Annotated in this window: 23 protein-coding genes, 1 tRNA gene and 2 pseudogenes; 11 read left to right on the top strand and 15 right to left on the bottom strand. The window is 70.6% G+C overall.

Annotated elements, in window-relative coordinates:
• The first annotated feature begins 117 nt into the window (after nt 1-117).
• Both ABD369_RS01580 and ABD369_RS01585 read left to right on the top strand, forming a co-directional pair.
• A complete protein-coding gene (locus ABD369_RS01580) occupies nt 118-2637 on the top strand; it encodes an ATP-dependent Clp protease ATP-binding subunit (RefSeq protein ID WP_425557513.1) in 2520 nt (839 codons plus the stop codon).
• Nucleotides 2638-2741: 104 nt separating this feature from the next.
• Nucleotides 2742-4262, top strand: coding sequence for a carboxylesterase/lipase family protein (locus tag ABD369_RS01585; RefSeq protein ID WP_344634318.1), 1521 nt, complete (start codon nt 2742-2744; stop codon nt 4260-4262).
• Between the two features lie 87 nt (nt 4263-4349).
• On the opposite strand, the gene cutA is transcribed toward ABD369_RS01585, so the two are convergent.
• From cutA to ABD369_RS01605, 4 genes are all read right to left on the bottom strand, one after another.
• On the bottom strand, nt 4350-4673 hold the full coding sequence (cutA, locus tag ABD369_RS01590; RefSeq protein WP_344634319.1) for a divalent-cation tolerance protein CutA: 324 nt from the start codon (nt 4671-4673) through the stop codon (nt 4350-4352).
• A 117-nt stretch (nt 4674-4790) separates the two neighbouring features.
• Nucleotides 4791-5054 carry a hypothetical protein gene (locus ABD369_RS01595; RefSeq protein ID WP_344634320.1) on the bottom strand — a complete coding sequence of 88 codons (264 nt, stop codon included), beginning with the start codon at nt 5052-5054 and terminating at the stop codon, nt 4791-4793.
• Between the two features lie 535 nt (nt 5055-5589).
• Entirely contained in the window at nt 5590-5814 is a 225-nt protein-coding gene (locus ABD369_RS01600; protein WP_344634321.1) for a DUF397 domain-containing protein, read from the bottom strand.
• A 192-nt stretch (nt 5815-6006) separates the two neighbouring features.
• Nucleotides 6007-6342, bottom strand: coding sequence for a type 2 periplasmic-binding domain-containing protein (locus ABD369_RS01605; RefSeq protein WP_344634322.1), 336 nt, complete (start codon nt 6340-6342; stop codon nt 6007-6009).
• A 527-nt stretch (nt 6343-6869) separates the two neighbouring features.
• Between ABD369_RS01605 and ABD369_RS01610 the strand changes: the two genes are divergently transcribed.
• Nucleotides 6870-7196, top strand: a complete 327-nt coding sequence (locus ABD369_RS01610; protein WP_344634323.1) for a holin — start codon at nt 6870-6872, stop codon at nt 7194-7196.
• Between the two features lie 148 nt (nt 7197-7344).
• Here ABD369_RS01610 and ABD369_RS41030 read toward each other — a convergent pair.
• Together ABD369_RS41030 and ABD369_RS01615 are read right to left on the bottom strand one after the other, a co-directional pair.
• Nucleotides 7345-7644, bottom strand: a pseudogene (locus ABD369_RS41030) (DUF4328 domain-containing protein); the annotation flags it as partial.
• Nucleotides 7637-7828: a hypothetical protein gene (locus tag ABD369_RS01615; RefSeq protein WP_344634324.1), complete on the bottom strand. Its 192-nt coding sequence runs from the start codon at nt 7826-7828 to the stop codon at nt 7637-7639. The pseudogene ABD369_RS41030 and the gene ABD369_RS01615, both read right to left, overlap by 8 nt.
• Nucleotides 7829-8986: 1158 nt before the next feature.
• Here ABD369_RS01615 and ABD369_RS01620 point away from each other — a divergent pair.
• The gene (locus tag ABD369_RS01620; RefSeq protein WP_344634325.1) at nt 8987-9616 is read left to right on the top strand and encodes an RICIN domain-containing protein; all 630 of its coding nucleotides are present in this window, start codon (nt 8987-8989) and stop codon (nt 9614-9616) included.
• Between the two features lie 546 nt (nt 9617-10162).
• Nucleotides 10163-10603, top strand: a complete 441-nt coding sequence (locus ABD369_RS01625; RefSeq protein WP_344634326.1) for a phage tail protein — start codon at nt 10163-10165, stop codon at nt 10601-10603.
• A 118-nt stretch (nt 10604-10721) separates the two neighbouring features.
• Here ABD369_RS01625 and ABD369_RS01630 read toward each other — a convergent pair whose 3' ends face one another.
• From ABD369_RS01630 to ABD369_RS01645, 4 genes are all read right to left on the bottom strand, one after another.
• A complete protein-coding gene (locus tag ABD369_RS01630; protein ID WP_344634327.1) occupies nt 10722-10928 on the bottom strand; it encodes a helix-turn-helix domain-containing protein in 207 nt (68 codons plus the stop codon).
• Between the two features lie 251 nt (nt 10929-11179).
• The gene (locus ABD369_RS01635) at nt 11180-12595 is read right to left on the bottom strand and encodes a YVTN family beta-propeller repeat protein (protein ID WP_344634328.1); all 1416 of its coding nucleotides are present in this window, start codon (nt 12593-12595) and stop codon (nt 11180-11182) included.
• A 554-nt stretch (nt 12596-13149) separates the two neighbouring features.
• Entirely contained in the window at nt 13150-13815 is a 666-nt protein-coding gene (locus ABD369_RS01640) for a hypothetical protein (protein WP_344634329.1), read from the bottom strand.
• 16 nt (nt 13816-13831) lie between these two features.
• A complete protein-coding gene (locus ABD369_RS01645) occupies nt 13832-14404 on the bottom strand; it encodes a hypothetical protein (protein WP_344634330.1) in 573 nt (190 codons plus the stop codon).
• A 23-nt stretch (nt 14405-14427) separates the two neighbouring features.
• Between ABD369_RS01645 and ABD369_RS01650 the strand changes: the two genes are divergently transcribed.
• Complete coding sequence (locus ABD369_RS01650; protein WP_344634331.1) at nt 14428-14979, top strand: hypothetical protein; 552 nt, start codon at nt 14428-14430, stop codon at nt 14977-14979.
• A complete protein-coding gene (locus tag ABD369_RS01655; RefSeq protein ID WP_344634332.1) occupies nt 14946-15548 on the top strand; it encodes a hypothetical protein in 603 nt (200 codons plus the stop codon). The genes ABD369_RS01650 and ABD369_RS01655 overlap by 34 nt, the downstream gene beginning before the upstream one ends.
• A gap of 85 nt (nt 15549-15633) precedes the next feature.
• Here ABD369_RS01655 and ABD369_RS01660 read toward each other — a convergent pair.
• Nucleotides 15634-15705, bottom strand: a tRNA-Val gene (locus ABD369_RS01660).
• 248 nt (nt 15706-15953) lie between these two features.
• Between ABD369_RS01660 and ABD369_RS01665 the strand changes: the two genes are divergently transcribed.
• Together ABD369_RS01665 and ABD369_RS01670 are read left to right on the top strand one after the other, a co-directional pair.
• Nucleotides 15954-17150, top strand: a complete 1197-nt coding sequence (locus ABD369_RS01665) for a coiled-coil domain-containing protein (protein ID WP_344634333.1) — start codon at nt 15954-15956, stop codon at nt 17148-17150.
• A 266-nt stretch (nt 17151-17416) separates the two neighbouring features.
• Nucleotides 17417-17632 (top strand): FmdB family zinc ribbon protein, encoded by a 216-nt coding sequence (locus tag ABD369_RS01670; RefSeq protein ID WP_344634334.1) that lies wholly within the window; start codon nt 17417-17419, stop codon nt 17630-17632.
• Between the two features lie 141 nt (nt 17633-17773).
• On the opposite strand, the gene ABD369_RS01675 is transcribed toward ABD369_RS01670, so the two are convergent.
• The 3 genes and pseudogenes from ABD369_RS01675 to ABD369_RS01685 form a co-directional block, all read right to left on the bottom strand.
• Nucleotides 17774-18643 carry an HAD family hydrolase gene (locus tag ABD369_RS01675; protein WP_425557514.1) on the bottom strand — a complete coding sequence of 290 codons (870 nt, stop codon included), beginning with the start codon at nt 18641-18643 and terminating at the stop codon, nt 17774-17776.
• Between the two features lie 48 nt (nt 18644-18691).
• Nucleotides 18692-21385 (bottom strand): annotated as a pseudogene (locus ABD369_RS01680) (phosphoribosyltransferase).
• A gap of 99 nt (nt 21386-21484) precedes the next feature.
• Nucleotides 21485-22687, bottom strand: coding sequence for an HpcH/HpaI aldolase/citrate lyase family protein (locus ABD369_RS01685; protein WP_344634413.1), 1203 nt, complete (start codon nt 22685-22687; stop codon nt 21485-21487).
• Nucleotides 22688-22982: 295 nt separating this feature from the next.
• On the opposite strand from ABD369_RS01685, the gene ABD369_RS01690 reads away from it, so the two are divergent.
• Nucleotides 22983-24110, top strand: coding sequence for a TerD family protein (locus ABD369_RS01690; protein ID WP_344634335.1), 1128 nt, complete (start codon nt 22983-22985; stop codon nt 24108-24110).
• A gap of 40 nt (nt 24111-24150) precedes the next feature.
• On the opposite strand, the gene ABD369_RS01695 is transcribed toward ABD369_RS01690, so the two are convergent.
• Nucleotides 24151-24894: a Tellurium resistance gene (locus tag ABD369_RS01695; protein WP_344634336.1), complete on the bottom strand. Its 744-nt coding sequence runs from the start codon at nt 24892-24894 to the stop codon at nt 24151-24153.
• A gap of 326 nt (nt 24895-25220) precedes the next feature.
• Here ABD369_RS01695 and ABD369_RS01700 point away from each other — a divergent pair, with 326 nt between their 5' ends.
• Nucleotides 25221-26276, top strand: coding sequence for a DUF2637 domain-containing protein (locus tag ABD369_RS01700; protein ID WP_344634337.1), 1056 nt, complete (start codon nt 25221-25223; stop codon nt 26274-26276).
• The last annotated feature ends 3 nt before the right edge of the window (nt 26277-26279 follow it).

Raw genomic sequence — 26279 nt, forward strand, 5'->3', positions numbered from 1 at the left:
GACGCCCGCACGGCGGAACGCTCGGCGGGCGCGGGCCTGACCGGTGTGTTTGTGTGGACAGCATTGGCCCCGGCCGTCCCGCGAACTCCCTCCCGGGAGAGGTGATCCTCCGTGACAATGCCTCCGTTCGGCTCCGACGACCCGTTCTCCGACCTGCTGAGCCGGTTCTTCGGCATGAGCCCGCTCTCCTCGCCGCCCGCCGTGCAGCGCGTGCCGATCGGCCGGATGCTGAGTGACTCCGCCAGGACCCTGCTGGGGGTCGCCTCCGACCGGGCCACCGCCGACGGCAGCAGCGATCTCGACACCGCCCACCTGCTCTGGGCCGCCACCCAGGTGGAGCAGTCCCGTCACCTGCTGGAACGCGCCGGGATCGACCCCGACCAGCTCGCCGAGGACCTCCGGGACGCGCTCCCCGCCGGCCCCGGTACGGGCGGCGAGCCCGGCGGGGAGCCGTCCCTCACCCCCGCTGCCAAGCGCGCCCTGCTCGCCGCCCACGCCCGCTCACAGCGCGCCGGCGCGTCCTACATCGGCCCCGAACACATCCTCGGCGCCCTGTTCGGGGAGGACCGCTCGGGCACCGGCCAGGCGCTGCGCAACGCCGCGCCGTCCGAGGCGGCGCTGCGTACCGCGATGGAGAGCCGCGGCCCGGGCGGCGAACGGGCGCCCGGCTCCGACGGGAGCGACACCCCGACCCTGGACGAGTACGGCCGCGACCTCACCGAGGAGGCCCGCGCGGGCCGGCTGGACCCGGTGGTCGGACGCGCCCGGGAGATCGAGCAGACCGTCGAGATCCTCTCCCGCCGCACCAAGAACAACCCCGTGCTGATCGGCGAACCCGGCGTCGGCAAGACCGCCATCGTGGAGGGCCTGGCCCAACGGATCGTCTCCGGCGACGTCCCCAGCAGCCTCAAGGACAGGCGGGTCGTCGCCCTCGACCTGACCGGCCTGGTGGCCGGCTCCAAGTACCGGGGCGACTTCGAGGAACGGCTGAAGAACGTCATCGACGAGGTGGTCGGCGCCGAGCAGACCGTCATCCTCTTCCTGGACGAACTGCACACCGTGGTCGGTGCCGGCGCGGGCGGCGAGGGCTCGATGGACGCCGGCAACATCCTCAAGCCGGCACTCGCCCGGGGCGAGCTGAGCCTGGTCGGGGCGAGCACGCTGGACGAGTACCGCAAGCACGTCGAGAAGGACGCCGCGCTGGAGCGCCGCTTCCAGCCCGTCCTGGTGCCCGAACCGTCGGTCGAGGAGACCGTCCAGATCCTGCACGGCCTGCGGGACGCGTACGAGGCACACCACCAGGTCCGGTTCACCGACGAGGCGCTGGACGCCGCGGCCGCCCTCTCCGACCGGTACATCAGCGACCGGTTCCTACCCGACAAGGCGATCGACCTGCTCGACCAGGCCGGCGCCCGGGTACGGCTGCGCAGCCTCTCCGGCAGCGGCGAGGCCGTCGAGGCGCAGGAGCGACGCACCAAGCTGCGCCGCGAGCTGGACGAGGCGGTCGCCGACGAGGACTACGTCCGGGCCGCCAACCTGAAGAAGGAACTGACGCAGGTCGAGGACGAGTTGGCGGCGGTCGCCGAGCGGCGCGAGGGAGTGGTCGAGGTGACCGTGGACGACATCGCCCAGGTGCTCTCCGCGCGCACCGGCATCCCGGTCACCCAGCTCAGCGAGACCGAGCGGGACCGGCTGCTGAAGCTGGAGGAGCACCTGCACCAGCGGGTCATCGGCCAGGACCAGGCGGTCACCGCCGTCGCCCAGGCCGTCCGCCGCAGCCGGGCCGGCATGGGCGACCCGCAGCGTCCCACCGGCAGCTTCCTCTTCCTCGGCCCGACCGGCGTCGGGAAGACCGAACTCGCCAAGGCCCTGGCCGAGTTGCTGTTCGGCGACCCGGACCGGATGATCCGCTTCGACATGAGCGAGTTCCAGGAGAAGCACACCGTCTCCCGCCTGGTCGGCTCCCCGCCCGGCTACGTCGGCTACGAGGAGGCCGGCCAGCTCACCGAGGCAGTCCGCCGCAGGCCGTACAGCGTGCTGCTGTTCGACGAGGTGGAGAAGGCACACCCCGACGTCTTCAACATCCTGCTCCAGGTGCTGGACGACGGCCGGCTGACCGACGCCCAGGGCCGTACGGTCGACTTCCGCAACACCGTGGTCATCCTGACCAGCAACATCGGCTCGCAGCGGATCCTGGAGCACAAGGGCGACGTGGACGAGATCCACGAGGACCTGATGCGCGACCTGCGGCTCCAGTTCAAGCCCGAGTTCCTCAACCGGATCGACGAGATCATCGTCTTCCACGCGCTGAGGCGGGACGAACTGCTCAAGGTGGTCGACCTGCTGCTGGCCCGCAGCGAACGCCTGCTCAAGGCCCAGGGGATCGGCCTGGAGGTGACGGCACAGGCCAAGCAGTGGCTGGTCAACAGGGGTTACCGGCCCGAGTTCGGCGCCCGGCCGCTGCGCCGCACCATCCAGTCCGAGCTCGACAACCGGATCTCCAACCTGCTGCTCGACGGCACCGTCCAGGAGGGCGACACCCTGCGCGCCGATGTCGCGGACGGCGAACTCACGGTCGCACTCTCCGGGCCCGCCCGGAAGGACGAGCCGACGCAGGATGCCGCCCCGTCGAGTTGAGCCGGCAACGCCTCGCCCTCGGGTCGCGGCCGGCCCGCTCCCGGGCCACTACCGGAGGTATGGTGGGCCCAACTGCCTTACCCCGCCCGGGAGGAGACGGCACGGTGTCCGATCCAGCCCCGCAGGTCAGCACCACCACCGGAACGGTCCGCGGTGAGCGGAGGAACGGTCTCGCCGTCTTCCGCGGCATCCCGTACGCGGCACCACCGGTCGGGCCGCTGCGGTTCGGCGCACCCCGGCCCGCCCGGCCCTGGGACGGCGTACGCGACGCCACCAGGTTGGGGCCGCCCCCGCCGCAGTCCGGGCCGGCCGCGCAGGCCGTGCCAGCCGCATCGGCCCAAGTGGTCGCCGGTGACGACTGGTTGACACTCAACGTCTGGTCCCCCGACCTGGGCGACGCCGGACTGCCGGTGCTGGTGTGGATCCACGGCGGCGTCTACCTGGCCGACTTCTCCGGCAACCCGCTGTACGAGGGCTCGGCCATCGCCGAACTGGGCATGACCGTGGTGACCTGCAACTACCGTACGGGAGCCGAGGGTTTCGCCCTCTTCCCGGACACTCCCGCCAACCGGGGGCTGCTCGACCAGATCGCCGTACTGGAGTGGGTCAGGGAGAACATCCGCGGCTTCGGCGGCGACCCGGACCGCGTCACGGTCTGCGGACAGTCGGCCGGTGCCGGTTCCATCGCGACCCTGCTTTCGATGGAGCGCGCCGCCGGGCTGTTCGGGCGGGCCATCCTCCAGTCCGTGCCCGGGATGTACTGCACCACGGCCTTCGCCACGGCCGTCGCGACCGAGCTGACCCGGCTGCTCGGCACCGCCCCCGCCCCGGCCGACCCGCAGAAGCTCGCCGAGACCGTGACCGCTCTGATCGCCACCATGCCCGCAGAGAGCGCCCGTTGGGGCCGGGCCGGGCAGGCCGCCACACCGTTCGCCCCCGTCGTGGACGGCGAGATCCTGCCCGAACTCCCCTGGTCCGCGCTGGCCGAAGGGGCGACCGCCGCCCGGGCCGCCGGAGTGGACCTGCTGCTCGGCCACACCCGGGACGAGGCACGCCTGTTCACCGCCATGGCCGGCCTGCTCGGCCAGGTCACCGACGCTCAGGCCGACACCGCATTGCGGGCCTTCGCCCCCGGCCCCGACGGTCCGCACTCGTACCGCACCGCCTTCCCCGCCGCCTCCGCCCAGGACCTGTGGGAACTCGTCCTCTCCGACGCCCTGTTCAGGATCCCCACCCAGCGCCTCGCCGAGTTCCACACCGCCGCCGGCGGTCGCACCTTCCGCTACGAACTGTGCTGGCCCTCCCCCGCAGCGGGCGGTGCCCTGGGCTCCTGCCACAGCCTCGACGTCCCACTGTTGTTCGGCAGTTACGACAACCCCGGCGCACAACTCCTGCTCGGCCCCGACCAACCCTCCGCCGAGACCCACGCCATGGCCGACACCATCCGCCGCAACTGGGTCGCCTTCGCCAGCACCGGCGACCCCGGCTGGCCCGCCGCCCGCCCGGACCAGCCCCGCACACGCATCCTCGACACCGTCCCGGCAACCGCCGACCACGTCGAGGAGGCCTCCCTGCGCATCTGGTCGGGACAGCCGTTGGAGCCCTTCGACCTGCCGCCGGCCTGACGACCTGGCCTGGTCCAGCCGGGCCGGGCCAGGCCAGGCGGCCCAGGGGACGGCGCGGGCGGCCCAGGGGACGGCGCGGGCCTCCGCTCAGCCTGCGGTCTCGGCCGCCACCCAGCCCAGGTACGCCTCGCTCCCGGTGACCACGGGAACACCGATGACCTCCGGCGTCTCGTAGTCATGCTGCTCGCCGATGAACTCCGCCAGCCGCTCCCCGAGATCCGCCCGGGTCTTGAAATCCACCCGCCACTCCGCCGATTCCTGCACCTCCCCCTCCCACCAGTACACCGACCGCACCGGATACACCTGCGCACAAGCCGCCAGCCGCCCCCGCACCACCTTCGCGGCCAACTCCCTCGCCCTGCCTTCGTCGTCGTGGGTGGTGGTCACCACGATGAACTCCTGCTTCGCCATACCGGAAGCTTAGGGATGTCTTGACGGTCCCCTTGCGGATGTCCACCGCACGGATGATCCCGACCCGTCACACCTGCGACCAGAACCTGGCAGCGGTCACCTCTGCGGCAGTGACGGCTACCTGGCAACCGCCCACCACTTGCTGAAGATGAGGATGGTGGTCCCCATCCAGAAGAAGAAGAGTGAAATCCACAGGAGCGTCTCGACACCGGTGCAGTCGAGTGCAAGAGCCACGAGGAAGGCGAGGATTCCGGTGACGGAGACGTAGATGCCCCATCGTTTGACGTACTGCGCACGAGGTCCGATGGGGTGGCGCACGGGAGCTGCCGCAACCGCTACGAAAGTCAGTAACTGCAGGATCGCAAAACCAATAGTGATCATTCCACCTTCTCCACTCTTGCCCTCCCCTTCGGAAGCAGGGGCGCCACGGGGACTCAACTCTCTTGCAGCGCCCTGCCCTACGCCGCCAACCCGTCCAAGAGGTGAACAGGGCCGCCCGCCGTCCGCAACCCTCTCCATGTGGTTGCCGCTTGCCGGAGTCCCCCTTGCCCTGGTGGAACATATTCGCACGAATGATTCCCATGCGCGGCAAATTTGAGCGGAATATGATCTTCCCCCTTAAAGCCCTCGATCCCGAGGCCTAAATTCCCCAGGCAGCCCCACACAAGGAGCCGAAACCATGAAAGAGAAGCCGAGGCGCCGGCTACCCGCACCTGCCGCGAGAGGACTGCAGGTACTCACCTGCCGCCCTGGGCTCATGCCTTTGGCCTCATGCGGTCCGAACTGCCTCCAAGGGGCCGGGATTCCCCCGTGGCTCCCCGATCGATCGGGCACGGCTCGGCGCACGGGCAGCACTAGATGGGGCCCCGGGCAAGCCGAGGCCCCGCTGGCTCCTACGCTTCGTGGGCAGCCAGGACTACCGGTCGAACTCGCCGCTACGCACACCATGGGTGAAGGCAATCCACTCGGCCTTGGTGAAGCGGAGTGGCGGACGCTTGTGGTCCTTCGAGTCGCGCACAGCAATCGCGTCATCCCCGAAGAACGCGACTTCCACGGAATAGGGTGCGGTAGCGCTCTTGCTGCTCTTCTTCCAGTGGGCCTTGGACAGGTCCACTGCGTAGAGGTCGTGTTCGTTGGTCATCGTTGCTGTCCCTTCCAGTTGCCCCCCTGGCTTGTGCCAGCGTCACCCGACAGGGCCTGGCCTGCGCGTCGGTGTACTCCAACGGACTGGCTCACCCGGAGTGACCGCGCTCTGGTCACGCGACCGGCCTGCTGACCTCAAACGGCCCAGGGACGGCCCGACCGAACCGCCACGAGTGCCGGCGGCCCTGCCTTACACGAGTGAGCCCCACAGCCTGTCCGGCCATATCCGAAACACGCCGACCCAGGCCGCCTCAGCCTGCATCACCATGTCGCCCGCACCTCCCTTCTCTCTCGACGGCTTCCCGTCCCACACGGCGACGACCCCGCTGGCGCGCTCCAGCAGGAGCCGGTTCGCGCCCTCGCGCGCCTCACGGCTGACGGTGGCGTACGGCAGCGTGACGACATCGACGGCATTGGTGACCAGCCGGTCGAACGTCTCGGCATGGTGGGGCTCCACCGTGGTCTCGCGGTAGCCCCGCGGCGTGGTCACCCTGGTGCCGCCGCCGGCGCCTGCGTCCCTGAACACGTCGCCCCCGCTCGGCTACGGCCGGGCGGGGCAGCGTTGCGTTTGATCAGCACAACGCCGACCCGGCCGTGATCGCAGGCTTCAAGCTCACCCTCAGCTCGGCGCAAGTGGATTCGTGCTGGGCGTCGATCCCCAGCCGTCGGCACGCCAGTCAGGCCAGGAGTTTTGACAGCATCCCCACAAGAAAGAGTGCCGAGATGATCAGCATCGTGACACCTCCGGGCCAAGTGGGAACCCGTCTCCCCGGAGAGACACGGTTAAGGAATCTGTCCGCCATGCCACGCGGGTTGAAGAGAGAAATGACCCCCACCACGCCGAACAGCAGACAAGCGATCCCGGGTCCGACGTACTCCATCCAAGCGCCGTTCCTTCAGTTGGCTACGGCCGCGCGGTCTTCTGGGCGAGACCGCTCCTGCTGAGGTGACGTTGAGCTTGCTCCAACTCGACCATTCCGCCCCCCAGTAGGGCGCAATCGTAGAGCTGAGGTGATTACCCTGACCAGACATCGGGCCTACACCATCTGCACCGTGCCAGGCTGCCCCGAGTACACGACCGGCGGCCGGTGTGAGGACCACCGGCGCGAGGCAGAACAGCGACGCGGCACCGCGCGGCAGTGCGGCTACGACCGCACGCACGAGCGCGAGTTCCGCGCCGCCGTCCTCGCCCGCGATCCGGTCTGCGTCCTGTGCCGCACCGCGCCGAGCAAGCACGCCGACCACTACCCGCTGAGCCGCCGCGAGTTGGTCGCGGCCGACCGAGACCCCAACGACCCGAGCAGCGGTCGCGGGTTGTGTGCCTCGCGTCATGGCCAAGAGACCGCGCGGCATCAGCCTGGCGGCTGGGCCAACCGTTAGTTCCGGCGGGGGCCGGTCCGAACGCGAGCGAGTCGGCGCGAGCGGACGCGGCAGCAACGTCCTGCCGGTACCGCGTGTACTGGGCTACGGTGATCCGCTGGATCACCAGGATGACCAGGACGGCGGCGGCGAGGTTGGACAGCTGCTCGAACGGTCCATAGGGGTCAATCCTGCCCGTGAGGAGCAAGACAAGCGGACCTCCCACAAAATCCACCAGCCAGGCGAGCCACCAAGCTTCCACCAGCCAGCTGTTGCCGGCCAGTCCGCTTGCACGCCAGATGTCCAGGGTGACCCGGCGGGGGATCCACCACCACGCCACGGGGATGAGCCAGCCGCCAATGGCGAGACCAGGCGAATACCGGTGCGCACCTGGCGCGAGGGCCTCGGCGTTCCTCCGGACCCGGCTGAACCAGACGAGGAAGAGCACGCCTGGAGCTGTCTCAAGCACCCCCGTGATCAGGCGTCCGGGCGTAGAACACGGACTTCTCGCCGCCGGCCACCCACAGCACCACCATCCAAACGGTATAGAGCGCAACCGACAGTTGAACGGCCAGCGCCTGCCGACGTGGGTCGGCGAACAGCCCGCGGTGCGCCCACGCGCGCAGATTCGGGCGGCCGTCGGCTGATTTCACGTGCACTGCATCCCCCACCGAAATGACCTGCGGCGCCCAGCACGCGCAGAGACCGTCGCACTATATCCAAGCCATTCGCCGCTGATCACGGCGAGCAGAAGCCCTCGGCACACTCCGGGCGTCGGGGGATTCGTCATTCCCGGAGGCCGACATGGCGAACATCTGCACCGAGCGCGGCTGCACCAAGGCGCGGCGCGCACGCGGACTCTGCTCCACCCACTACAACCAACGACACCAGCCCAACCGGCGCGCTGCCCGACCTACCTCCTGTGCCGTCTGCGGCGCCCGGGTCCTACGGCCGACCAGCTCCACCCGTCGGCCCACCTGCTCAACCACCTGCCGACGGACTCTTGCGTTCGGCCCGGATGTCCAACGTCGGGGCGGCTACGACTGGGCCAGCGACGCTGTGCAGCGGGCGATCCGTGCCGGCGCCGTCGTGGTGGAGAAGTTCGACAGGCTGACGATCTTCGAGCGCGACAACTGGACGTGCTACCTGTACGGGAACCGAGTCGACGCCGACGCGTCGCCGTTCGATCCCGCCAGCCCGACCGTCGACCCGTCATACCGCTGTCGCAGGGCGGCGAGCACAGCACGGCCAACGCGCGGACGGCGTGCCTGCACTACAACAGCGCCAAGCAGGCCAAGCCGCTGGTCACCAAGGGTGACAAATGCAGCGGCACCCCATCCCACTGACCCCCTGGCTTGATCGTAACGATCACGCCGAGGGGGGCATCCCCCGGGGATCCACCGGGAATGGTCACCCTCGGTGACTGGCGGCTTGGCTTGCTGGCTGTGCGGCGCTGCCGATCACGCTCGAAACCGTCCGGATGGCGGCGCTGGAGGCGACCAGCGACACCAGGATGGTGTTCTCGCCCGGACTGGCCCGATCACGACGGTGTTCCCGATTTTATGAATCGATGGCGATATTGTGCCGAACGCTCCGAGGGGCCGCCGGAGCGATCAGTCGAAAGTACCGCGAGCCTGCGGAGTGAAAGTGATCTCACATGCCTGCCAAATTCACATTATAATTCTATTTCGCACATTCTTGACTGTTTTTCAAATTCCCGCATATCGTCCACAGGGACGCGCATGAACCGACTTGAGATGAAATGAGGAATCATGCTGAAGTGCCGGTTCGGATTCACCCTTACTGCCGGGATGACTATCCTCGCCTTCGGCGCCGTGCATGGCGCGACCGCCCAGGCCGCCCCGCGTGACCATGCCCGCATGGCGCCGCGTGTGACGGCGGGACCGGCGGTCGGACCGGCGGCGGGCAAGCAGGTCATCGAGCTGGACTCTCCGGCAGAACTTCCCACGACAGGCAGCCAGTCTCATCTGCAGTCGGCCATTGCAAAACTGCACGTGGTCTACCACACAACCGCCTTCACTAACAACGACGGCGGCGAGTGCCTGGACGGTGACACCAACACCATCCCCAACAACGGCGCCAAGGTCCAGCTCTGGGCCTGTAATGGTTGGAGCAACCAGAACTGGTACTGGTCCCCGGTGCCGAACAAGCCGGTCGGCTACTACAACATCCAGAACGGCGACGGCTGGCAATGCCTGGACGGTGACACCAACACCATCCCCAACAACGGCGCCAAGGTCCAGCTCTGGGCCTGCAACGGCCAGAGCAACCAGATTTGGGCCTGGAACGGCCACACACTGCGGAATGTCGACGGCTCGCAATGCCTGGACGGTGACACCAACACCATCCCCAACAACGGCGCCAAGGTCCAGCTCTGGGCCTGCAATGGTTGGAACAACCAGGACTGGACCTGGCACTGACACGACAGCTGTAGACAGCCAGTGACCCGGCTCCCGCCGGGATCAGCGGTTACTCCAGCCATCGGGCTGATGCCGCGAAGTCTCGGCGCTGTGGCATGAGGGGCACAGACCACGACCGCATGTCGGGTCGTTGGGGTCGCGGCTGGCCGCGAGCTGGCCGCGGCCAGCTCGCGGCGGCTCAGCGGGTGATGGTCTGCGTGCTTGCTCGGCGCGGCAAAGGACGCAGAGCGGATTGCGGGCGAGAACGGCGGCGCGGAACTCGCGCTCGTGCGTGCGGTCGTAGCCGCGGGCTCGTGCGCTGCCGCGTCGCTGCTCGGCCTCGCGCCGGTGGTTCTCACACCGGCCGCCGGTCGTGTACTCGGGGCAGCCTGGCACGGTGCACACGGTGTAGGCCCGGCGTCGAGTCATGGTGGGGACCTCCGATCACGATCCGGCTAATCACGGCAGTTTCTATGGCCGCTCGTTTGGGTGATCTTGCGCATGTCGACGGCCCGTAATGGGGAGCGAGCATTCTGATCAGATGTCCCACTAAGTCAGGAAGCCCCTATGGCCATCGGCGACACCTTCTCGTCCAGCACATTCGCCATCGAGCTCGGCAAGTTCCAGGTTGAGACCGTCCAGAGCGTGTCAGGTCTGCAGCTGGAGCAGGACGTGATCGAGGTCCGGCAGGTCAACCCGACCGGCGAACTCCTCATCCGCAAGCAGCCTGGATCGCGAGAGTCGGGCGAGATCACCATCACTCGCGGCATGGACAAGAGCACCGCCTTCACCGACTGGATCAAGGCCACTCTCGTCAACACTGATCTCGACGCTGCCCGTCAGAACATCACCATTGCCATGAAGGACGCCCAGAAGCAGACCGTGCGGCGCATCCACCTCTCGAACGCGTGGGCGTCCCGCTGGGAGGGACCGCAGCTGGGCAGTTCCAACACCGGACCGGCAACGGAGCAGGTGACCATTACCTACGAAGACATCACCGTCGAGTAGCCGAGCGCGTTGTTCCAAAAAGGGGCTGCCGACCGGTAGCGCACAAGCGGCGAACCTCGCTGGCTCGCTGAGCTGAGGAAGCGGGCCGCCGCCGGGGGCAAGGTGGCGGCCCGCTGGTCTACGCGCCGTGCTGCCCGTACGTCCGGCCCGCGCGGTCCCGAGTGGAGCGTTCGGCGAGGGCGACGTCCAGGTGCCGGTACATCGGCCGGCCCTGCTCGTCGAGGCCAGCGGCCTTGAGCTTGCCGCGGTTCTTCCAGCTGCGGATGGTGGTCGGGCTGACGCCGCACAGCTCGGCGGCCTGAGGCCCGGTCAGCAGGTCGTCCACGTCGACCTCCCCGCAGAACGCCGAAGGGCCCGACCGGAGTTGGTCGGGCCCTTCGTGATGATGGCGCACGTGTGGTGCTGACATCAGCGTTGCACACCGGATCGATCTTGCGCAACTACTTGGCTTCGTTGGTCAGCTAGGAGACGCGGCTCGTGTCGACACCTGCCGTTCGATGGGGACAGCGCGGACCTCCGCAGTTCGGAGTCCCGCGCTGTCGTCACCGTTGTGGTGGGCCGGGTGCTGGTGCAACCTCAGCTGTGGTTGTGGCAGTGCGGCCAGTGGCCGTGGTCGCAGTGCGGCCAGTGCCAGTGACCGGGGCCGGGGTCGATGATGGTGGGGTCGTTGGCGGTAGCGGTGCCGTTGCCGCCTCCGCTGACGGTGGCGGTGTTGGTGAGCGTGCCGGTGGCGGTGCGGGCGACGCGGACCCGCAGCGTGATGGGTGGGTAGGTGCCGCCGGGGTTGAGGATGTCGCTGCGGGTGCAGGTGAGGGTGCCCACGGTGCAGCGCCATCCGTTGCCGGTGATGCTGAGGGCGGTGAGTCCGGCCGGGAGGGTGTCGTGGACGGTGACGGTGGTGCCGTCGGTTGGGGCGGGTCCGTTGTTGCCGACGGTGATGGTGTAGACGCCCGGTCTGCCTGGGGTGAAGTTCCCGGTGTGGCTCTTGGTGATGGTCAAGGAAGGCTGGGGGCTGGGGGGCAAAGCGATCGCGACACCGATCGGGTTGGTGCCGACGGGGACCGTGGCCACGACGGTGTTGGTGGTGGTGTCGATCACCGACACGGTGCCCGAGCCGTCGTTGGTGACGTAGGCGTGCAGGCCGTCCGGGGTGATCGCGACACCGGCCGGCTGGGTACCGACGGGGATCGTGGTCACGACGGTGTTGGTGGTGGTATCGATCACCGACACGCCGGGGGACGCGCCGATGTCGGCGACGTAGGCGTGTAGGCCGTCCGGGGTGATCGCCACACCGACCGGGCCGGCGGTGGAGGCGAGGAAGATCGTGGCCACGATGCTGTTGGTCGTGGTATCGATCACCACCACAGTGCTCGTGGCCAGGTTGGTGACGTAGGCGTGCAGGCCGTCCGGGGTGATCGCCACACCGAACGGGCCGAAGTTGTCGGTGATCGTGGCCACGACGGTGTTGGTGGTGGTGTCAATCACCGACACATCGTTCGTGCCGTTGTTGGCGACATAGACATGCAGGCCGTCCGGCGTGATCGCGAGGCGTTCCGGATTGACGCCGACGGGGACCGTGGCCACGACGGTGTTGGTGGTGGTATCGATCACCGACACATTACTCGAGAACGTGTTGGCGACGTACGCGCGCAGACCGTTCGGGGTGATCGCGATACCCCTCGGGCCAGTACCGACGGGGATGGGGCTGCCCACGACAGTGCTGGTGGCGGTGTCGATCACCGACACACTGTTCGAGCCGGAGTTGGCGACGTAGGCGTGTCTGCGGTCCGGGGTGACCGCCACATCGAACGGCTGGGTACCGACGGGGATGGGGCTGCCCACGACCGTGTTGGTGGCGGTGTCAATCGTCAACACATTGTTCGAGCCGTTGTTGGCGACGTAGGCGATGGGGGACGGGGTGGCTGCCCAGGCCGGGGACGGCGCAACGGCCGGCAGGGCCAGTCCCGCCAGCACGGCCAGCAGCCCTGCCATGCAGACCCGCCCCCAAGCCCACGACCATGGCCGAAGCCCGCTCTCCCCGGGCCCCGGACCGCGATACGGCCTCTGTTTTCTCTCGCGCCTGATCACCGGCACCTCCACCTCACGCAAGGGCAGCCTGCGCCAGCCGTATCGAGCGCGGCGGCGACACGCCGGAGATCACGTAGTGTGATCACTGAATCACTTTATGTGCTGACCCGCGGTTCTGATGATCTCGACACGCTTCGATCCGGCGCGGGCAAGCATCCTGTGACAGAGGCGCTGCCGACCCGCGGCCTACGGCTACAGCCAGCTCACAGGCCGGAACGGCGCACACCCTGGCCCAGCCTGACGATCCGTCGAACTGTCCCTCAGCGCCGCATCGGGCAGTGTTCGCATCCGTTGTGACGTGTCGTCCGGATGGTTTGCCAGGTCCGGCACCCGCGCTGAAGTCGCGGTCGATCAGGTCGGGGGTGGCCCAGGCTCGGGGTCTGTCTCTTGCCAGTCCGGATGACCGGCCGGTCCGGCAGCTGGCGCGTGTGACCCCACAGGCTCACACGCCCCCGGAGCTACTTGATCAGCTGGGAGACGTGGCTCTTGTCGACGCGGGCGAGAGTGGCAGGCTCGACGCGGCCGGCCGCGAACCGGCGGATCAGCTCGTCTCGCTCGCGGAGAGCTTCGCGGACGGCTTCACGTCGGTCCGCGAGCTGTTGAGCCGCCTTGCCGAGGCGGCCGAGAGCGTCCTCACCGAGCGGGCCGCCCGGGATGAGATCCGGCATGAGGTCGCTCAACTGGCTCCACACTGCATCGACCATGGCGTCCAGTTCGGCAGCGTCGTGGTGGCGTCCGATCACGGGGCCGAGGGTGACGGCGGCCGGTCCGGGTTCGGGCACAACGGACTGCCGGAGAACGCGTTCACCGTGGTAGATGCTGCCGAGGGCGTAGGTGGTGTGTGCGCTCGGCCCGTTGGGGTCGGGGTTGTAGCCGAGCGCGAGGACGAGGCGCACGTGGTCGTCGCGCGGCGATTCGTCGAGGATGAGCGTGGTCTCGTGGATGGTCCAGGGCCCAGCGCCGGGGATGTCGCGGAGCTCGGCGCGGTGGATGTCGCCTGGGCGGTACATGGTCACTTCCTGGGGCCTGGTGAGCGCGCTCAACCCGTGGCTCGGCATCGAGTTGAGCGCGCTCAGCGGCTGGCTGGGCGCCGAGTTGAGCGTGCTCAGAGTGGGCAGGGTCAAGCGGCGTAGAGCTCGGTCAGGTGCTGCTCGGCCCGGTCGTCGCACTCGGACTGCCGGAGGATGGTGCCGCAGTCGGGGTTGCTGCACTCGATGGCCCGGCCGTCCTCGGCCGTGAGCGTGAGGAGTTCGCACCTCGGGCACGGCAGGGCATCGGGTGCCGGCGGGGCTGGAGGCGGGCGAGCGGGATCAACTGCCGGTGCACGGTGGCGATCTCGTCGGCGTACTCGTCGGCCCACGGTTGCCGGACAACCCACTCGATCACGTCGCGGTCGGCGAGGAAGGCGACCAGGGCGCCGATGGTGGCCCATCCGCCGCTCGGCCGGTAGTAGTTGCCCTCTTCGAAGATGAGCCGGGCCCAGCTCAGCAGGGTGCCGAGGATCGGTTCGGCGCCGACCTGGTCGCCGTGGGGGTCGCGGACGGATTCCTCGGCGGCCGGGCCGAGCAGGGACAGGACGTCGAGCCGGCACGGCAGGGGCGCTTCGCGGGTGGCGCCGGAGACCCAGCCGGACCGGGGCGCACTGCCGGGCAGCAGGGCGAGTTGGGCGTAGGTGGGGCGAGGAACAGGAAGCCGTCCTTCGCCACAACCCAACGTACGACCCCCGAAAGGCCAAGATGACTCTTGGCGAGTGGGTCCCGACGTGGATGGAGGCCCAGCGGGTCGCACCCGGTACGGTCGCCAAGCGGCGCCGCCTGCTGAACACCCACCTGCTGCCCGAGTGGGAGCACACCCCGATCAACCAGATCAACCTGTTCGCAGCGAAGGCGTGGGGGGCCCGCCAGACCTGCTCGCCTACCACGGTTGGGCACCCCCTGACCCTGCTCAGCATGATCCTGACCGGCGCCGTCGACGCCGGGTACCTGCTCGGAAACCCGCTGTTCAAGCGGAATCGGCGGACCGGTCGAAGCATCGACCTCCAGCAGAAAGAAGATATCTGGGCACAGCCTCACGAGGCACGGCAGATCGGGGAACGCCTCGGAGGCGTGGCCGGGTTGATGGTCATCACCGCTGCCTGGACCGGCCTGCGCTGGGGTGAGCTGGCCGGCCTTCACAGGGACAACTGCCTGCTGCTGCGAACCGATCGCGTCAACGGCGAGACTTCGAGCGCTGCGTCCTGCGGATCGACCCACGTGTGGGCGCGCTCCATGAAATCGAGTCCGAGCTGACCGACGATGAGATCGAGGTGTGGCGACAGCGCGAGGCCGCCCGGATCGAGCGGGCGCTCCAGGCCGGCAAGACCTCCCGAGCCAGGAAGGCGCCGAAGCACCGGATTGAGCTGTTCCTCGATCCGCCGAAGAACCGTACGAGCGCGCGCGAAGTCGACGTGCCGCCCTTCCTCGTGCGGAAACTGACGCAGCACCTGAAAACCTGGGAACACGAGTACGCGTTCTTCACCCCTGGCGGGCAGTGGTGGCGTCGCGGCAACTTCACGCGGCAGCAGCTGCGCCCGGCAGCGGATGGTCGCCTCGCATTGCCGGCCTCGCGGGGCCACGCTCCACGCGAGGCATGGGAGCCGATCCTGCCCGGCTTCACGATGCGCGGTGCCCGGCACACCCACGACACCTGGATGAAGGAAGACCGCGTCGACCGGGCGCTGCGCTTCTCGACCATGGGCTGGGCGGTGGCCGACATCGAGGGCACGTACGAACACGTCACGCCGCAGATGGGTCAGGACCGCCTCGCGGCGCTGCAGGCCCGATGGGAGAGGGCAGGGCAGGCCGTTCAGGCCACCTGAAGTTGATCTCCCAAAATTCTCCCATTCGATCACGAAAAAGCCCCTGACCGATCTTGGTCAGGGGCTTTCATGCTGGTCAGAGCTGTGGGCGCAGACGGTTTCGAACCGCCGACATCTGCTTTGTAAGAGCAGCGCTCTACCGCTGAGCTATGCACCCGTGCCATGACGCGCACCGGGTGGCCCGGAGGCGTACGACGAAAGACAAGAATACCCCGTTCTCGGGGTGGTTCGCCGCAGGCTTCGCGCGGGAGGGGGATGGAGAGGGGTGGCAGGGGGGTGATGGGGGGCTGTGGTGATCCGCAAGAATGAGGTGGATCGGGCGTTCGGTGCTGAGCAGGGAGCGGTGGCGTGAGGGTGGCCGGCGGTGGCGGCGGGCGAGGCAGCTGGTGGCGGCGGAGCGACAGCGTGCGTGAGGAGGCCAGGGCGGCCCGGGACGCTGCGCAGGAGGCGTTCTACGAGCTGGACACGGCGCAGCGCGAGGTCGAGCTGGCCGTGGAGACGGTGCGAGCGGTCGGGGAAGGGCAGGCCGCGCAGCAGGCGCTCACCGAGTACCGGCAGATCTCCGCGCAGGTGAATGAGGTGAGCGCCGAGTATCTGGCGGCGCTTGACGCGTACGACCTGGACGCCGAGGGTCTGGACGCCGCCACCGCTGCCCGGGCTCGCCAGGTGCTGGAGCAGGCGCACCGCCGGATCGACGGTGAGCGGGCCGAACTGGCCAGGTATCTGGGGCGGGTGCAGCCGCTGCTCCAGCAGGCCGAGGAGCAGCTGGTCCGGGTCACCCCGGCGGTCGGCAGGGCCAAGCAGTCCCTGCTTGCGGCGACCAATGCGCTGGAGGCCGTACAGGCGGCGGGGCTGCGCGCGGACGATCTGGCGGCACTGCTGGCCGAGCTCGCGCCCGAGCTGACCCGGCTCAACGAGGGGGCCGCCCGGCACGGGGTGGCGGCGACGCTGCAGCGGGCGGAGGACGTGGCGCTGCGCGCGGACGCGATCCGCTCCTCGGCCGAGCAACGGCCGGCGAAGGCCCGGGAGATCGACCAGCGGGTGGCCAGCCTGCGGACCAGGATCCAGGCGCTGGAGACCCGGGCGGGCACGGTCGGGCCGGTGCTGAGCGAGCTGCGGCGGCGGTTCAGCAGTGAGTGCTGGCAGGACCTGCAGCGGGTGCCGGACGGGACGGCCGAGGCGGTACGGGCAGCACAGCAGAAGCTGGCCGAGGCGGTCCGGGCCCGGGAGGAGCAGCGCTGGGCGGACGCGACCGCGGCGATCGGTACGGTGCGGTCACTGCTGGAGACGGCGGACGGCTCGGTGGCGATGGTGCACGACCGGCTGCGGCAGCTGAACGAGGTGTCGGCCGATCCGCAGCGGGAGGTCGAGCGGAGCCGGTTCGCGCTGCGCGACGCCCAGCGGCTGGCGATGGCCGGGCGGCAAGCCCCGGACCCCCGGCACGCCGGTCCGCTGGATGCCGCGGTGGTACGGCTGGACCGTGCTGTGGCGACGCTGGAGGCTTCCGGACGGCACCCGGACTACTGGCGTTTCCTCACCGAGCTGGCGGGGGTGCGTGAGACCGCCGCCCAGGTGGTGGCGATGATCCGGGGCAGCCACTGAGGCATCCACCGGCCGGGCCGACCCCGGGACGCCTGCTGTCCAGGGCAGCCGCCGGCCAGGCTCGGCGGACGATCGGGCAGGCTCCCGGGATGGGCAGCCGCCGATCGAACCGACCGGGCAACCGCGTAATCGGGTAAGGGGCGTTCCGGAGACCGGGGCCCGGAGGCCCGCGTCCCTGCCGATCCGAGCGGGCGGCCCGGCAGGGACGCGGGACCGGCGCCGCGCAGGACTGCGGCCAGGACGCCCGGCTCGGTACGCTGCGGGGTATGCCACGCTACGACTTCCGCTGCCGCTCCTGCGGGGCCACCTTCGAACTCCGGCGCACCATGGCGCAGGCCAATGACCCGGCCGTCTGCCCGGAAGGGCACACGGACACCGTCAAGCTGCTCTCCACCGTTGCGGTGACGGGTGGTTCGGCCGCCGCCGCACCGAGGCCGTCCGCCGGGGGCGGCGGGTGCTGCGGCGGAGGCTGCTGCGGCTGAGCCGGTCGACCGGCGGCGCGCCTCCTCCGGGCTGCCGCGGCCGAGGCTCGCCGTAGCGCCGCCCGCCGCGAACCTCGCGGCCTCGCGGCCTCGCGACCTCGACCGTGGCAACCTCGTCAGCCCCACCGCGGACCGCCGTGCTCACCCTCCGACGGTCACCCCCGCCCCGGTCCGGACCCGGCCCAGGAACCGGCGGACGATCTCCTCGCCGGCCGCCACCCCGGCCTGGGTGAGGGCGGTGACGTGCGGGGCGGTCCAGCCGGTGTCCGCGAGTTCGCCGTGGCCGGGGCGCCAGGCCTGGTCCGCGGCGAGCAGGAGGTCGGCGTCGAGCAGGGAGTCGCCGGCGGTGAGGACGGTCGCGGCACCGGTCCGGCGCCCGACCTCGGCGAGGGCGGCGCTCTTGGTGAGCGGAGCGGGCACCGCGTACACCTTGCGGCCCTGGAGGGAGACCGTCCAGCCGCGTTCGGCGCACCAGCCGGTGAGTTCCGCCAGCCAGCCGTCGGGCAGTTCGGCGCGCTCGACCACCAGGTAGGCGAAGAGGTGGTCGGCGGTGCGGCGCTTGTGGGTCCACTCTGGGTCGGCGACGACGGCGAGGTGTCGCACCACCTCGTCCAACGGCGCGCTGCCGGAGTCGAGTCGGGACTCCACCTCGGTCCGCCAGTCCCGGTCGGGCACACCGTTCACCAGCAACTGGCCGCCGTTGGCGCAGATCGCGTACGCGGGAATCCAACCGGGCGTCGGCCCGGGCAGGTTGACCCGTTCGTACTGGGCCCTGGTGCGGGTGGTGGCGGGTACGAAGAGCGCCGACCCGGTGAGTTCGGCGAGGAGCCGGGCGGACTGCTCGGTCATGAAGGAGATCGCGCGTCCCTCGTGCACCTCGACCGAGATCAGCCGGGGTGCCAGGCGGTCGGGGACGTCCAGGGCGAGGGCCCGGTTGGAGTAGATCAGGGTCCGGTCGAGGTCGCTGGCGACCAGGAACCGAGGAGTCGCCGGACTCTCGGCGCTGCTCATCGCGCTGCTCACCGCACTGCTCATCGGCGTGCTCATCGGGCTGCTCATTCAGACATCCTCCGCATTGACTGCCGCACCGGTTACCACCCTGCCGGCTGCCCCCACCGCCACACCGGTAACCGCACTGCCGGCCGCCCCCACCGCCACACCAGGAACCGCACTCCTGGCCGTCCCGGCCGCCCCGGCCGCCGCACGGACCGCCGTGCCTTCGGCGCCGGTCGCACCGCGGCTGAACCGGGGGTGGATCAGCCCGACACAGCTGTACGGGAGCTCGTCCACCTCCTCGACGGGTACGCCGCGTTGGTCCGCGAGCAGCCGTACGTGGTCCAGGTCCGGACCGGCTCCGCGCCGTGCGAGGACCCGCCACGGGACGCGGCGGAGCATGACCCGGGTGGTCTCGCCGACGCCGGGCTTGACCAGGTTGACGTCGCCGATGCCGTACTCGGCGCTGATCCGCTCGACCGCGGCCCAGCCGGCCCAGTCCGGTGTGCGGTCGTCGTCCGCGGCGGCGAGGCGTGCGGCCGCGGCCTCGGCCCGGACGGCGGTGAAGTGCCCGGTCACGACGGCGAGGAAGTCCGACGAGACGTCGGCACAGGCCAGCTCGCGGTAGAACTTCGCGCCGTGGAACTCGTCCGGTCCGATCAGGTCGGCGCGCAGCACGGTGCGTGAGACCAGGCCGGAGACCGTGGAGTTGAGGCAGGCCGAGGGGATCAGGTAGTCCTCGCGGGTGCCGAAGGTGCGCACGCAGCGGCCGGGGTCGGCGAGTACGGCGAGGTCGGGGTTGAAAGGCGTGCCCTCCACAGCCGCGGCGAGTTCGCGGGTGATGGCGCCCTTGCCGGTCCAGCCGTCCACGAACACCACGGCCGCCGGGTCGTGGTGGGCGGCGAGGTGGCGCAGCGCGACCTGGTCGATGCCCCGGCCGCGCACGATGGAGATCGTGTAGTGCCGGGTGTCCAGGCCGTGGGCGAAGGCCAGCCAACGGCGGATCAGGATGCCCACGGGGGTGCCGGCCCGGGCGAGCGAGGCGAGGACCAGGTCCCGGCCGCGCTCGCGTACCAGGGTCTCGGCGACCGTGCCGACGGCCAGCGCGACCCGGCGGGCCGAGGCGGCCAGCGCCTGCCGGAACAGCTCCTGGTACTCGGGGCTCGGTTGGTACTCGACCGGCAGCGATTCGGCGTAGTGCGCGCCGCCCGACTGCACCGCCTCCTCCCGCTCCTCCGTCGGCGCCTCCAGCCGGACTTCGGAGAGGTCCTTGAGCAACCAGGCGACCTCCTCGGCGGAGTACGAGGAGAAGGCGGGTCCGAACAGCGGACGCGCGGCGGGCGGTGTCCCGGGACCGATCAGGGTTCCAGGTACGGACGGTGTTCCGAGCAGTGGGCCGGCAGCAGACATCAGAGCCTCAGGAGGGGGTGTACGGGTCGATCGTCGGGCAGTGGGGCGTCATCACGGTGTCCGGGGGCGGTACGAGGGCAGAACGGCGAGCACCACCTGGTCGGTGACCCGGCGCAGTTGCTGGAGCAGTGCCCGCTCGCCCTGGTGCAGGGTGGGGGTGTCGGCCTGCTCGTCGACCACCAGGACGATGGCGTCGAAACGGCGGTCCGGGTCGCTCCCGGGGGCGACGTTGTAGGCGTAACGCTCCGTCGAACGGTCGGCGGGGTCGTCGTGCGCGGGGAACGCGAGCCGGGTGCGGATCGGATAACCGGGGTCGTCCACGGGCAGTACGGGCGAGCGGGTGGTCGTGGAGAACCGGATCCGCGTCTCCGCTCCCAGGTGGACGGCGAGTTGGCCGGCCAGCCGGAGCGGAACGTACATCAACTCCTCGAAGCCGAGCACCAGGATCCGCCGGTGTCCGTCCAGCAGCGGCGCCAGCTCGGCCGCGAGTTCGGGCAGCGCCGTCTCCAGCGACCGGCGGTGTTCGCGGGTGAAGCCGTGGCGGCCGCCTTCCGGCAGGCCCTCGGGCCAGTCGAGCCGGGCGCGGACGACCGGTGCGGGCGGGCCGTCGGGCAGGCTGTCGCCGGGGTCGGCGGTGGCGATCAGGGCCTGGGCCCTGGGCAGCAGGTCGGCGGGCAGCTCGACGCCGCCGACTGCGGTGGCCACCAGGTCGACCCGGGTGCCGAGTTCGGCGGCCGCCGCGGCCAGGGCGGCCCGGTCGGCCTCGGTCCGCAGGTCGACCAGCGCGACCACGACGTAGCGCGGGCGCGGGTGGTCGGCGTGCAGGGCGCGGATGGTGTTGAGCACGGTCCTGCCGGTGGAGAACTCGTCGTCCACCAGCACCAGTGGACCGTCGCCCGCGAGGAAGTGCGGGTCCTCGGGGAGCAGCAGGTGCGAGGTGGCGTGCGAGTGCTCCTCCTCGAAGCCGCCGAGCGGTGTCACGCCCTCGACCGGGCGCCGGGTGGAGTGCAGGTACGGGGCGCCGAGGCCGTCGGCGACGCTGTGCCCGAGTGCGGTGGCGGTCTCCGCGTAGCCGAGCACGACCGCCCGCCCGGCTTCCTCCTCGCCGAGCAGCTCCCGCACCCTGCGGCCCAGTTCGACACCTGCCGCGTGCACCGTGGTGGGGTGCTGCGGAACGTGCTTGCCGAGCACCTGGGAGACCAGCAGGTGGGCGCGCCGGGGGTTGTTCGCCCGCAGGGCGAGGCCGATCAGTCCGGGCAGCGCGGGCGAGCCGGTGAGTCCGAGGCCGAGCCGGTCGGTGACCCACCGGCCGGTCCAGGGGGCGGGCTCGACGTGCGGTACTGCGATCAAGTCTCCTACTTTCACGGGCACTTCGGGAACGGCGGGTTCAACCGCCGGGCAGCTGTGCAAGGGTTCGGGGGTTCGGCCACGGAGCGCGCGCGTGCGGGTTCAGCCCCGGATCGCCGCGCCCAGCAGCTCGGCGAAGCTCACGTCCTCCCGGGCGACGCCGAACGCCTCCGCGCGCAGCAGGACCCGCTCCGCCCAGGCCCGGTGCGGCTTGGCCTCGTTCATCTTGTTGGTGTACGCGGAGCGGGAGACCCCGCCGCCGTCCCGGTGCCGGTCGAGGATGTCCAGGGCGTCCGAGTACTCCTCGTGCGTGACCACCGAGAGGGCGTGCACCGCGGGGACATGGCTGGGGTGGATGCAGGTCTTGCCCAACAGGCCGTTGGCGCGGTCCAGTTCGATCTCCCGGAGCAGACCGTCCAGGTCGTGCTCGATGAGCTGCTGCCGGACACCGAGGCCGCCGAGGGGCTCCCCCCGGTCGGAGGCCGGGAGCGGGTCCGCCGCCAGGAAGGGGGTGCGGCGCAGCTGCGGCTTGAACATCCGCTCCTGGACGGGGAAGTACTCCCACACCGGTCCGGTCACGGTGTGCCCGGTGCCGTCGGCGCGGCCGAGGACGTTGACCACGTCGCCGATCACCCCGGCCACCAGCGCCACGTCGTAGGCGGTCAGGTCGGGCGAGCGGCGCAGCCCGTACGCGGAGCACAGGTCGGTGACACCGAGCCGGACCGCCAGGATCCGGTCCCGGAACTTGTCCAGCAGCCGCTCTATGCCGAAGAGTTGCTCGCGGCGGGACTCCAGGTGGGCCAGCTCGGGGGATTCCAGGACGGGCATCGCGAACAGCCGCCGGCCGCAGTGCTGCTCCGCCTCGGTGAGCGCCTCCAGGAAGGGGCCGCCGCTCTCCTCGGTGAACTTGGGCAGCACATAGCCGGTGAGCAGGTCGATCGCCGGACCGAGCCGACTGGTGAGGTCGGTGAGCTGCCCGGGGGTGCGGACCCGGACGAAGAGCAGCGGGGAGCCGGCCGCTCCGTCCGAGCGCAGCCCGGTGAGCTGGCCGACCAGGTTCGCCTCCGCGTCGGGCACCTCGTGGTCGGCTATCGCGTCCTCCAGGCAGAGCACCATCGAGACCACTCCGCGCGCCGCCTGCTTCCGGATGTCGGCGACCAGGGTCGGCCTGGTGGCCGGGCTGTAGAGCGTCCCGCCGAGCGCGGTGGCGAGCACCGCCGCGTCGCTGTCCCGGTCGAAGGAGGCCGGCTGCCGCAGGAAGAGCCGGTCGCGTACGTCGTCGGCGAGGTGGCCGAAATGGCGCAAAATGCTCTCCATGGGTGGGCAAAACGGCGGCGGACCCGGGGGTCGTGGTGATAATCGCATCTAGTAGACGGTCCACCCGGTCGGAAAGTTCGCGACCCCGGGTCGGCGCTCTCCGCACGGGCGGGGCCCGTTGGCCGACCATCGACGGATTCGGCCAGCCCCGGCCGTAAAGCGCGGAACTCCTGGGCCCTGACCGTATCGCCACCGGGACACCACCGCAGCCGGCCCGCCCTGCGGGACGGCACGGCGCACCCGCGTTGTCCCGGAGTGCGGAGAAGCGGCAGGATGGTGCGTTATGACGCACGTGATGGCCAAAGGCGCCAACATCCCGCTGACGGCCGCCGCCGTGCGCGCCGTGCTGCACTGGAGCACGCGACCGGGGACACCCGACGTGGACGCCTCCGCGCTGCTGCTCGGGCCGGACGGCAGGGTCCGCTCGGACGCCGACTTCGTCTTCTACAACCAGCCCGACCACCCGACGGGCACGGTGCGGCACCAGCCCAAGCAGCAGACGCCGGACGGCGGCGCGATCTGGGACACCGTCGAGGTCGACCTCGCGCAGCTGCCGGCCGAGGTGGACCGGGTGGTGCTGGCCGGGTCGGCGGAGGGCGGGGCCTTCCCGGCCGTCCCCGACCTGCGCCTGGTGCTGCACGACTCCGCCGCGGCGGAGTCGGCGCCGGTCGCCGAGTTCAGCGTGACCGACACCGGCGAGGTCACGGCACTGGTGGTCGCCGAGCTGTACCGGCGCAACGGCACCTGGAAGTTCCGGGCGGTCGGCCAGGGGTACGCGGCCGGCCTCGCCGCGCTGGCCACCGAGTTCGGGGTCGCCGTGGAGGAATCGGACGACTCCCCGCAGGAGCCGCCCGCCGCCACTCCCCCGGCACCGAAGGCTCCCCCGGCCGCCCCCCGGGCCGAGACGGACGACGAACCCGACAGCTGGACGCTGGCACCCGCCACGCCGCTGCCGGTACCGCCGGCACCGGCGCCGGCGGTGCCTCCGATGCCCACCGCCGCGCCCTCGCCCACGACGGTGGCGCAGCAGCCCCTGCCGCCCACGACACCGCCGCCCCAGCACGCGCCGCAGCAGCCCGGTTACGGCTACCCGCCGCAGCCCGCTCCTCAGCCGACGTACGGCCACCCGCAGCAGCCGTACCCGGCCAACCAGACCGTCGGCTACGGCTATCCGTCATCCGTGCCGCCGCAGCCCGGGTACGGCTACCCGCCACAGGCCGGGCCGCAGCCCGGGTACGGCTACCCGCCACCGCAGCAGACCCAGCCGGGCGGGTACGGCTATCCGCAGGCCCCGGCCTACCCGCAGCAGCCGCACCAGCCGCCGCTGCCGCACCAGCAACCCCAGCAACCGCCCGCCCCGCCGCAGGCGTTCACGCTCCCGCCGCAGGGCCCGCAGTTCCAGCCCCGCTGACGCCGCACCCGCGACACCACGGCACCGGCCGCGCCGCGCACTACTCGGAGCCCGCGGCCGGTGTCTTGTAGCCGCGCTGCCACTGCATCCCGAAGCCGTACAGCCGATCCAGGTCCGACTGGAAGCCGTGCACGTACCGCACCTCACGGCGGATCGTCAGCTGGTTGTCACCGTCGTTCTCGATCAGCACCACGGCGCACGAACGGGCCTGCGGCGCACGCTCGTCGAGGCTGATCTCGATCCGCGGCCCGCTCTGCGGCACGATGGTGAGCGTCGCGTGCGTGCTGTCGAAGGCGGGCGTGTCGTCGTAGATGTACACGAAGATCAGCAGGCGCCGGAACTGGTCCTTCTTCTCCAGGTTGATGTACATCGTCTCGCCGGACGGCGCGCCGTAGACGTCGTCGCCGCTCAGCTTGATGTACGGCGGGCGCTGCAGGTCGCCGAAGTACTTGCCGAGCGGCTGCACCACGCCCCTGGTGCCGTCGGCGAGTTCGTACATGCAGGCGAGGTCGAGGTCCACGTTGACCTGCTCGGACTGGTAGGAGGCGGGCTCCATCGGGCGCAGGATGCGGGGGTCGAAGAGCCGGCGCAGCGCGCTCCTGGCGGCGGCACGCGAAGCCGTCCGGGCCGTCCAGTGCAGGTTGACGTAGAGGTATCCGGTGGTGGCGGCGGGGCCGGTGATCGCGTGCTGCGGTTGGGACTTGGTCAGTGTGACCTTGTACTGACCGCCGCCGGTGTCGAAGGTCGTGCGGTCCCCGCGCAGGAACTCCCAGACCGAGACCATCCCGTCCTCCCCACACCCCGCCGGGCCCTCATCCGGACCCGGCCGATCCATTCACCACCCGACGGGCCCATCGTGCCCGAAGCAGGCCCGCCGTCGCCATACATCCCTACCCAGCCGCGCGACATCGCAGGCAGCAGCGCACCCGCCACCCGGGGTCCGGCTCCGACCGTGCGCATCCGACGGTACGTCAACTTCCGTACCATGAACGGTCCTGGGACGCGATATCGTTCAGCCGCACAGGTGAACCTGCCCTGTCCGTCCCGTTCCGTTTCCCCGTTGCTGCACCAAACTGCACCGACCTGCGGAAAGCCGAGGCCCCCGCCGCAATGAACCTCTCCCCGATACAGCTGGTCTGGGCCGTCGTCGGCACCGCAGCGCTGCTGTTCGCCGCCGTCCTGTTCGCCGTCCTGCGCTTCAGGGGCACCAAGTCCGGTGACGGCGGGGACTCCTGGGAGCGCAGCGAGGAGCGCCGCCGACGGAAGGAGGCGGTGTACGGGATCGCCTCCTATGTGCTGCTGTTCTGCTGCGCGGGCGTCGCGGCCGCGCTCTCCTTCCACGGCCTGGTCGGCTTCGGCGAGCAGAACCTCGGACTCTCCGGCGGCTGGGAGTACCTGGTCCCGTTCGGTCTGGACGGCGCGGCCATGTTCTGCTCGGTGCTCGCGGTCCGCGAGGCCAGCCACGGTGACGCGGCGCTCGGATCCCGGCTGCTGGTCTGGCTGTTCGCCATCGCCTCGGCCTGGTTCAACTGGGTGCACGCCCCGCGCGGCGGCGGCCACGACGGCGCGCCGCAGTTCTTCGCGGGCATGTCCATCTCGGCGGCGGTGCTGTTCGACCGCGCGCTCAAGCAGACCCGTCGGGCCGCACTGCGCGAGCAGGGCCTGATCCCGCGCCCGCTGCCGCAGATCCGGATCGTCCGCTGGCTGCGCGCACCGCGCGAGACCTACGCGGCCTGGTCGCTGATGCTGCTGGAGAACGTCCGCAGCCTGGACGACGCGGTCGAGGAGGTCCGCGAGGAGCGGCAGGCCAAGCTGGAGGCCAAGGCCCGTGCCCGCAGCGCCGATCGCCGCGAGCGGGCCGAACTCAAGGCCATCGCCCGCCAGGGCAGCCTGCTCTCCCGGGCCCGGGGCGGCCGGCAGGTCCCGGCCCTGGCCGCCGCCCGGGCCGGCGACGGCCAGACCGCTACGGAGCCTGCACCAGCGGGGAACACCGCCCTCACCGTCGAGAGCGCCCCGGCCGTCGAGCAGCCCTCCGCCGTGGCGAAGTCCCCCGCCTTCCAGGCGCTCCCGGCCGTCGACCTGACCCCCGAGGACGACACCCTCGCCATGCCCAAGCTGGACTCGCTGGAGCGCAAGCTGCGCGCCCTCGAGAAGCAACTCGGCTGACCA

Origin of the sequence: Kitasatospora cystarginea (assembly GCF_039533515.1) — a bacterium.
Lineage (GTDB): Bacteria > Actinomycetota > Actinomycetes > Streptomycetales > Streptomycetaceae > Kitasatospora > Kitasatospora cystarginea.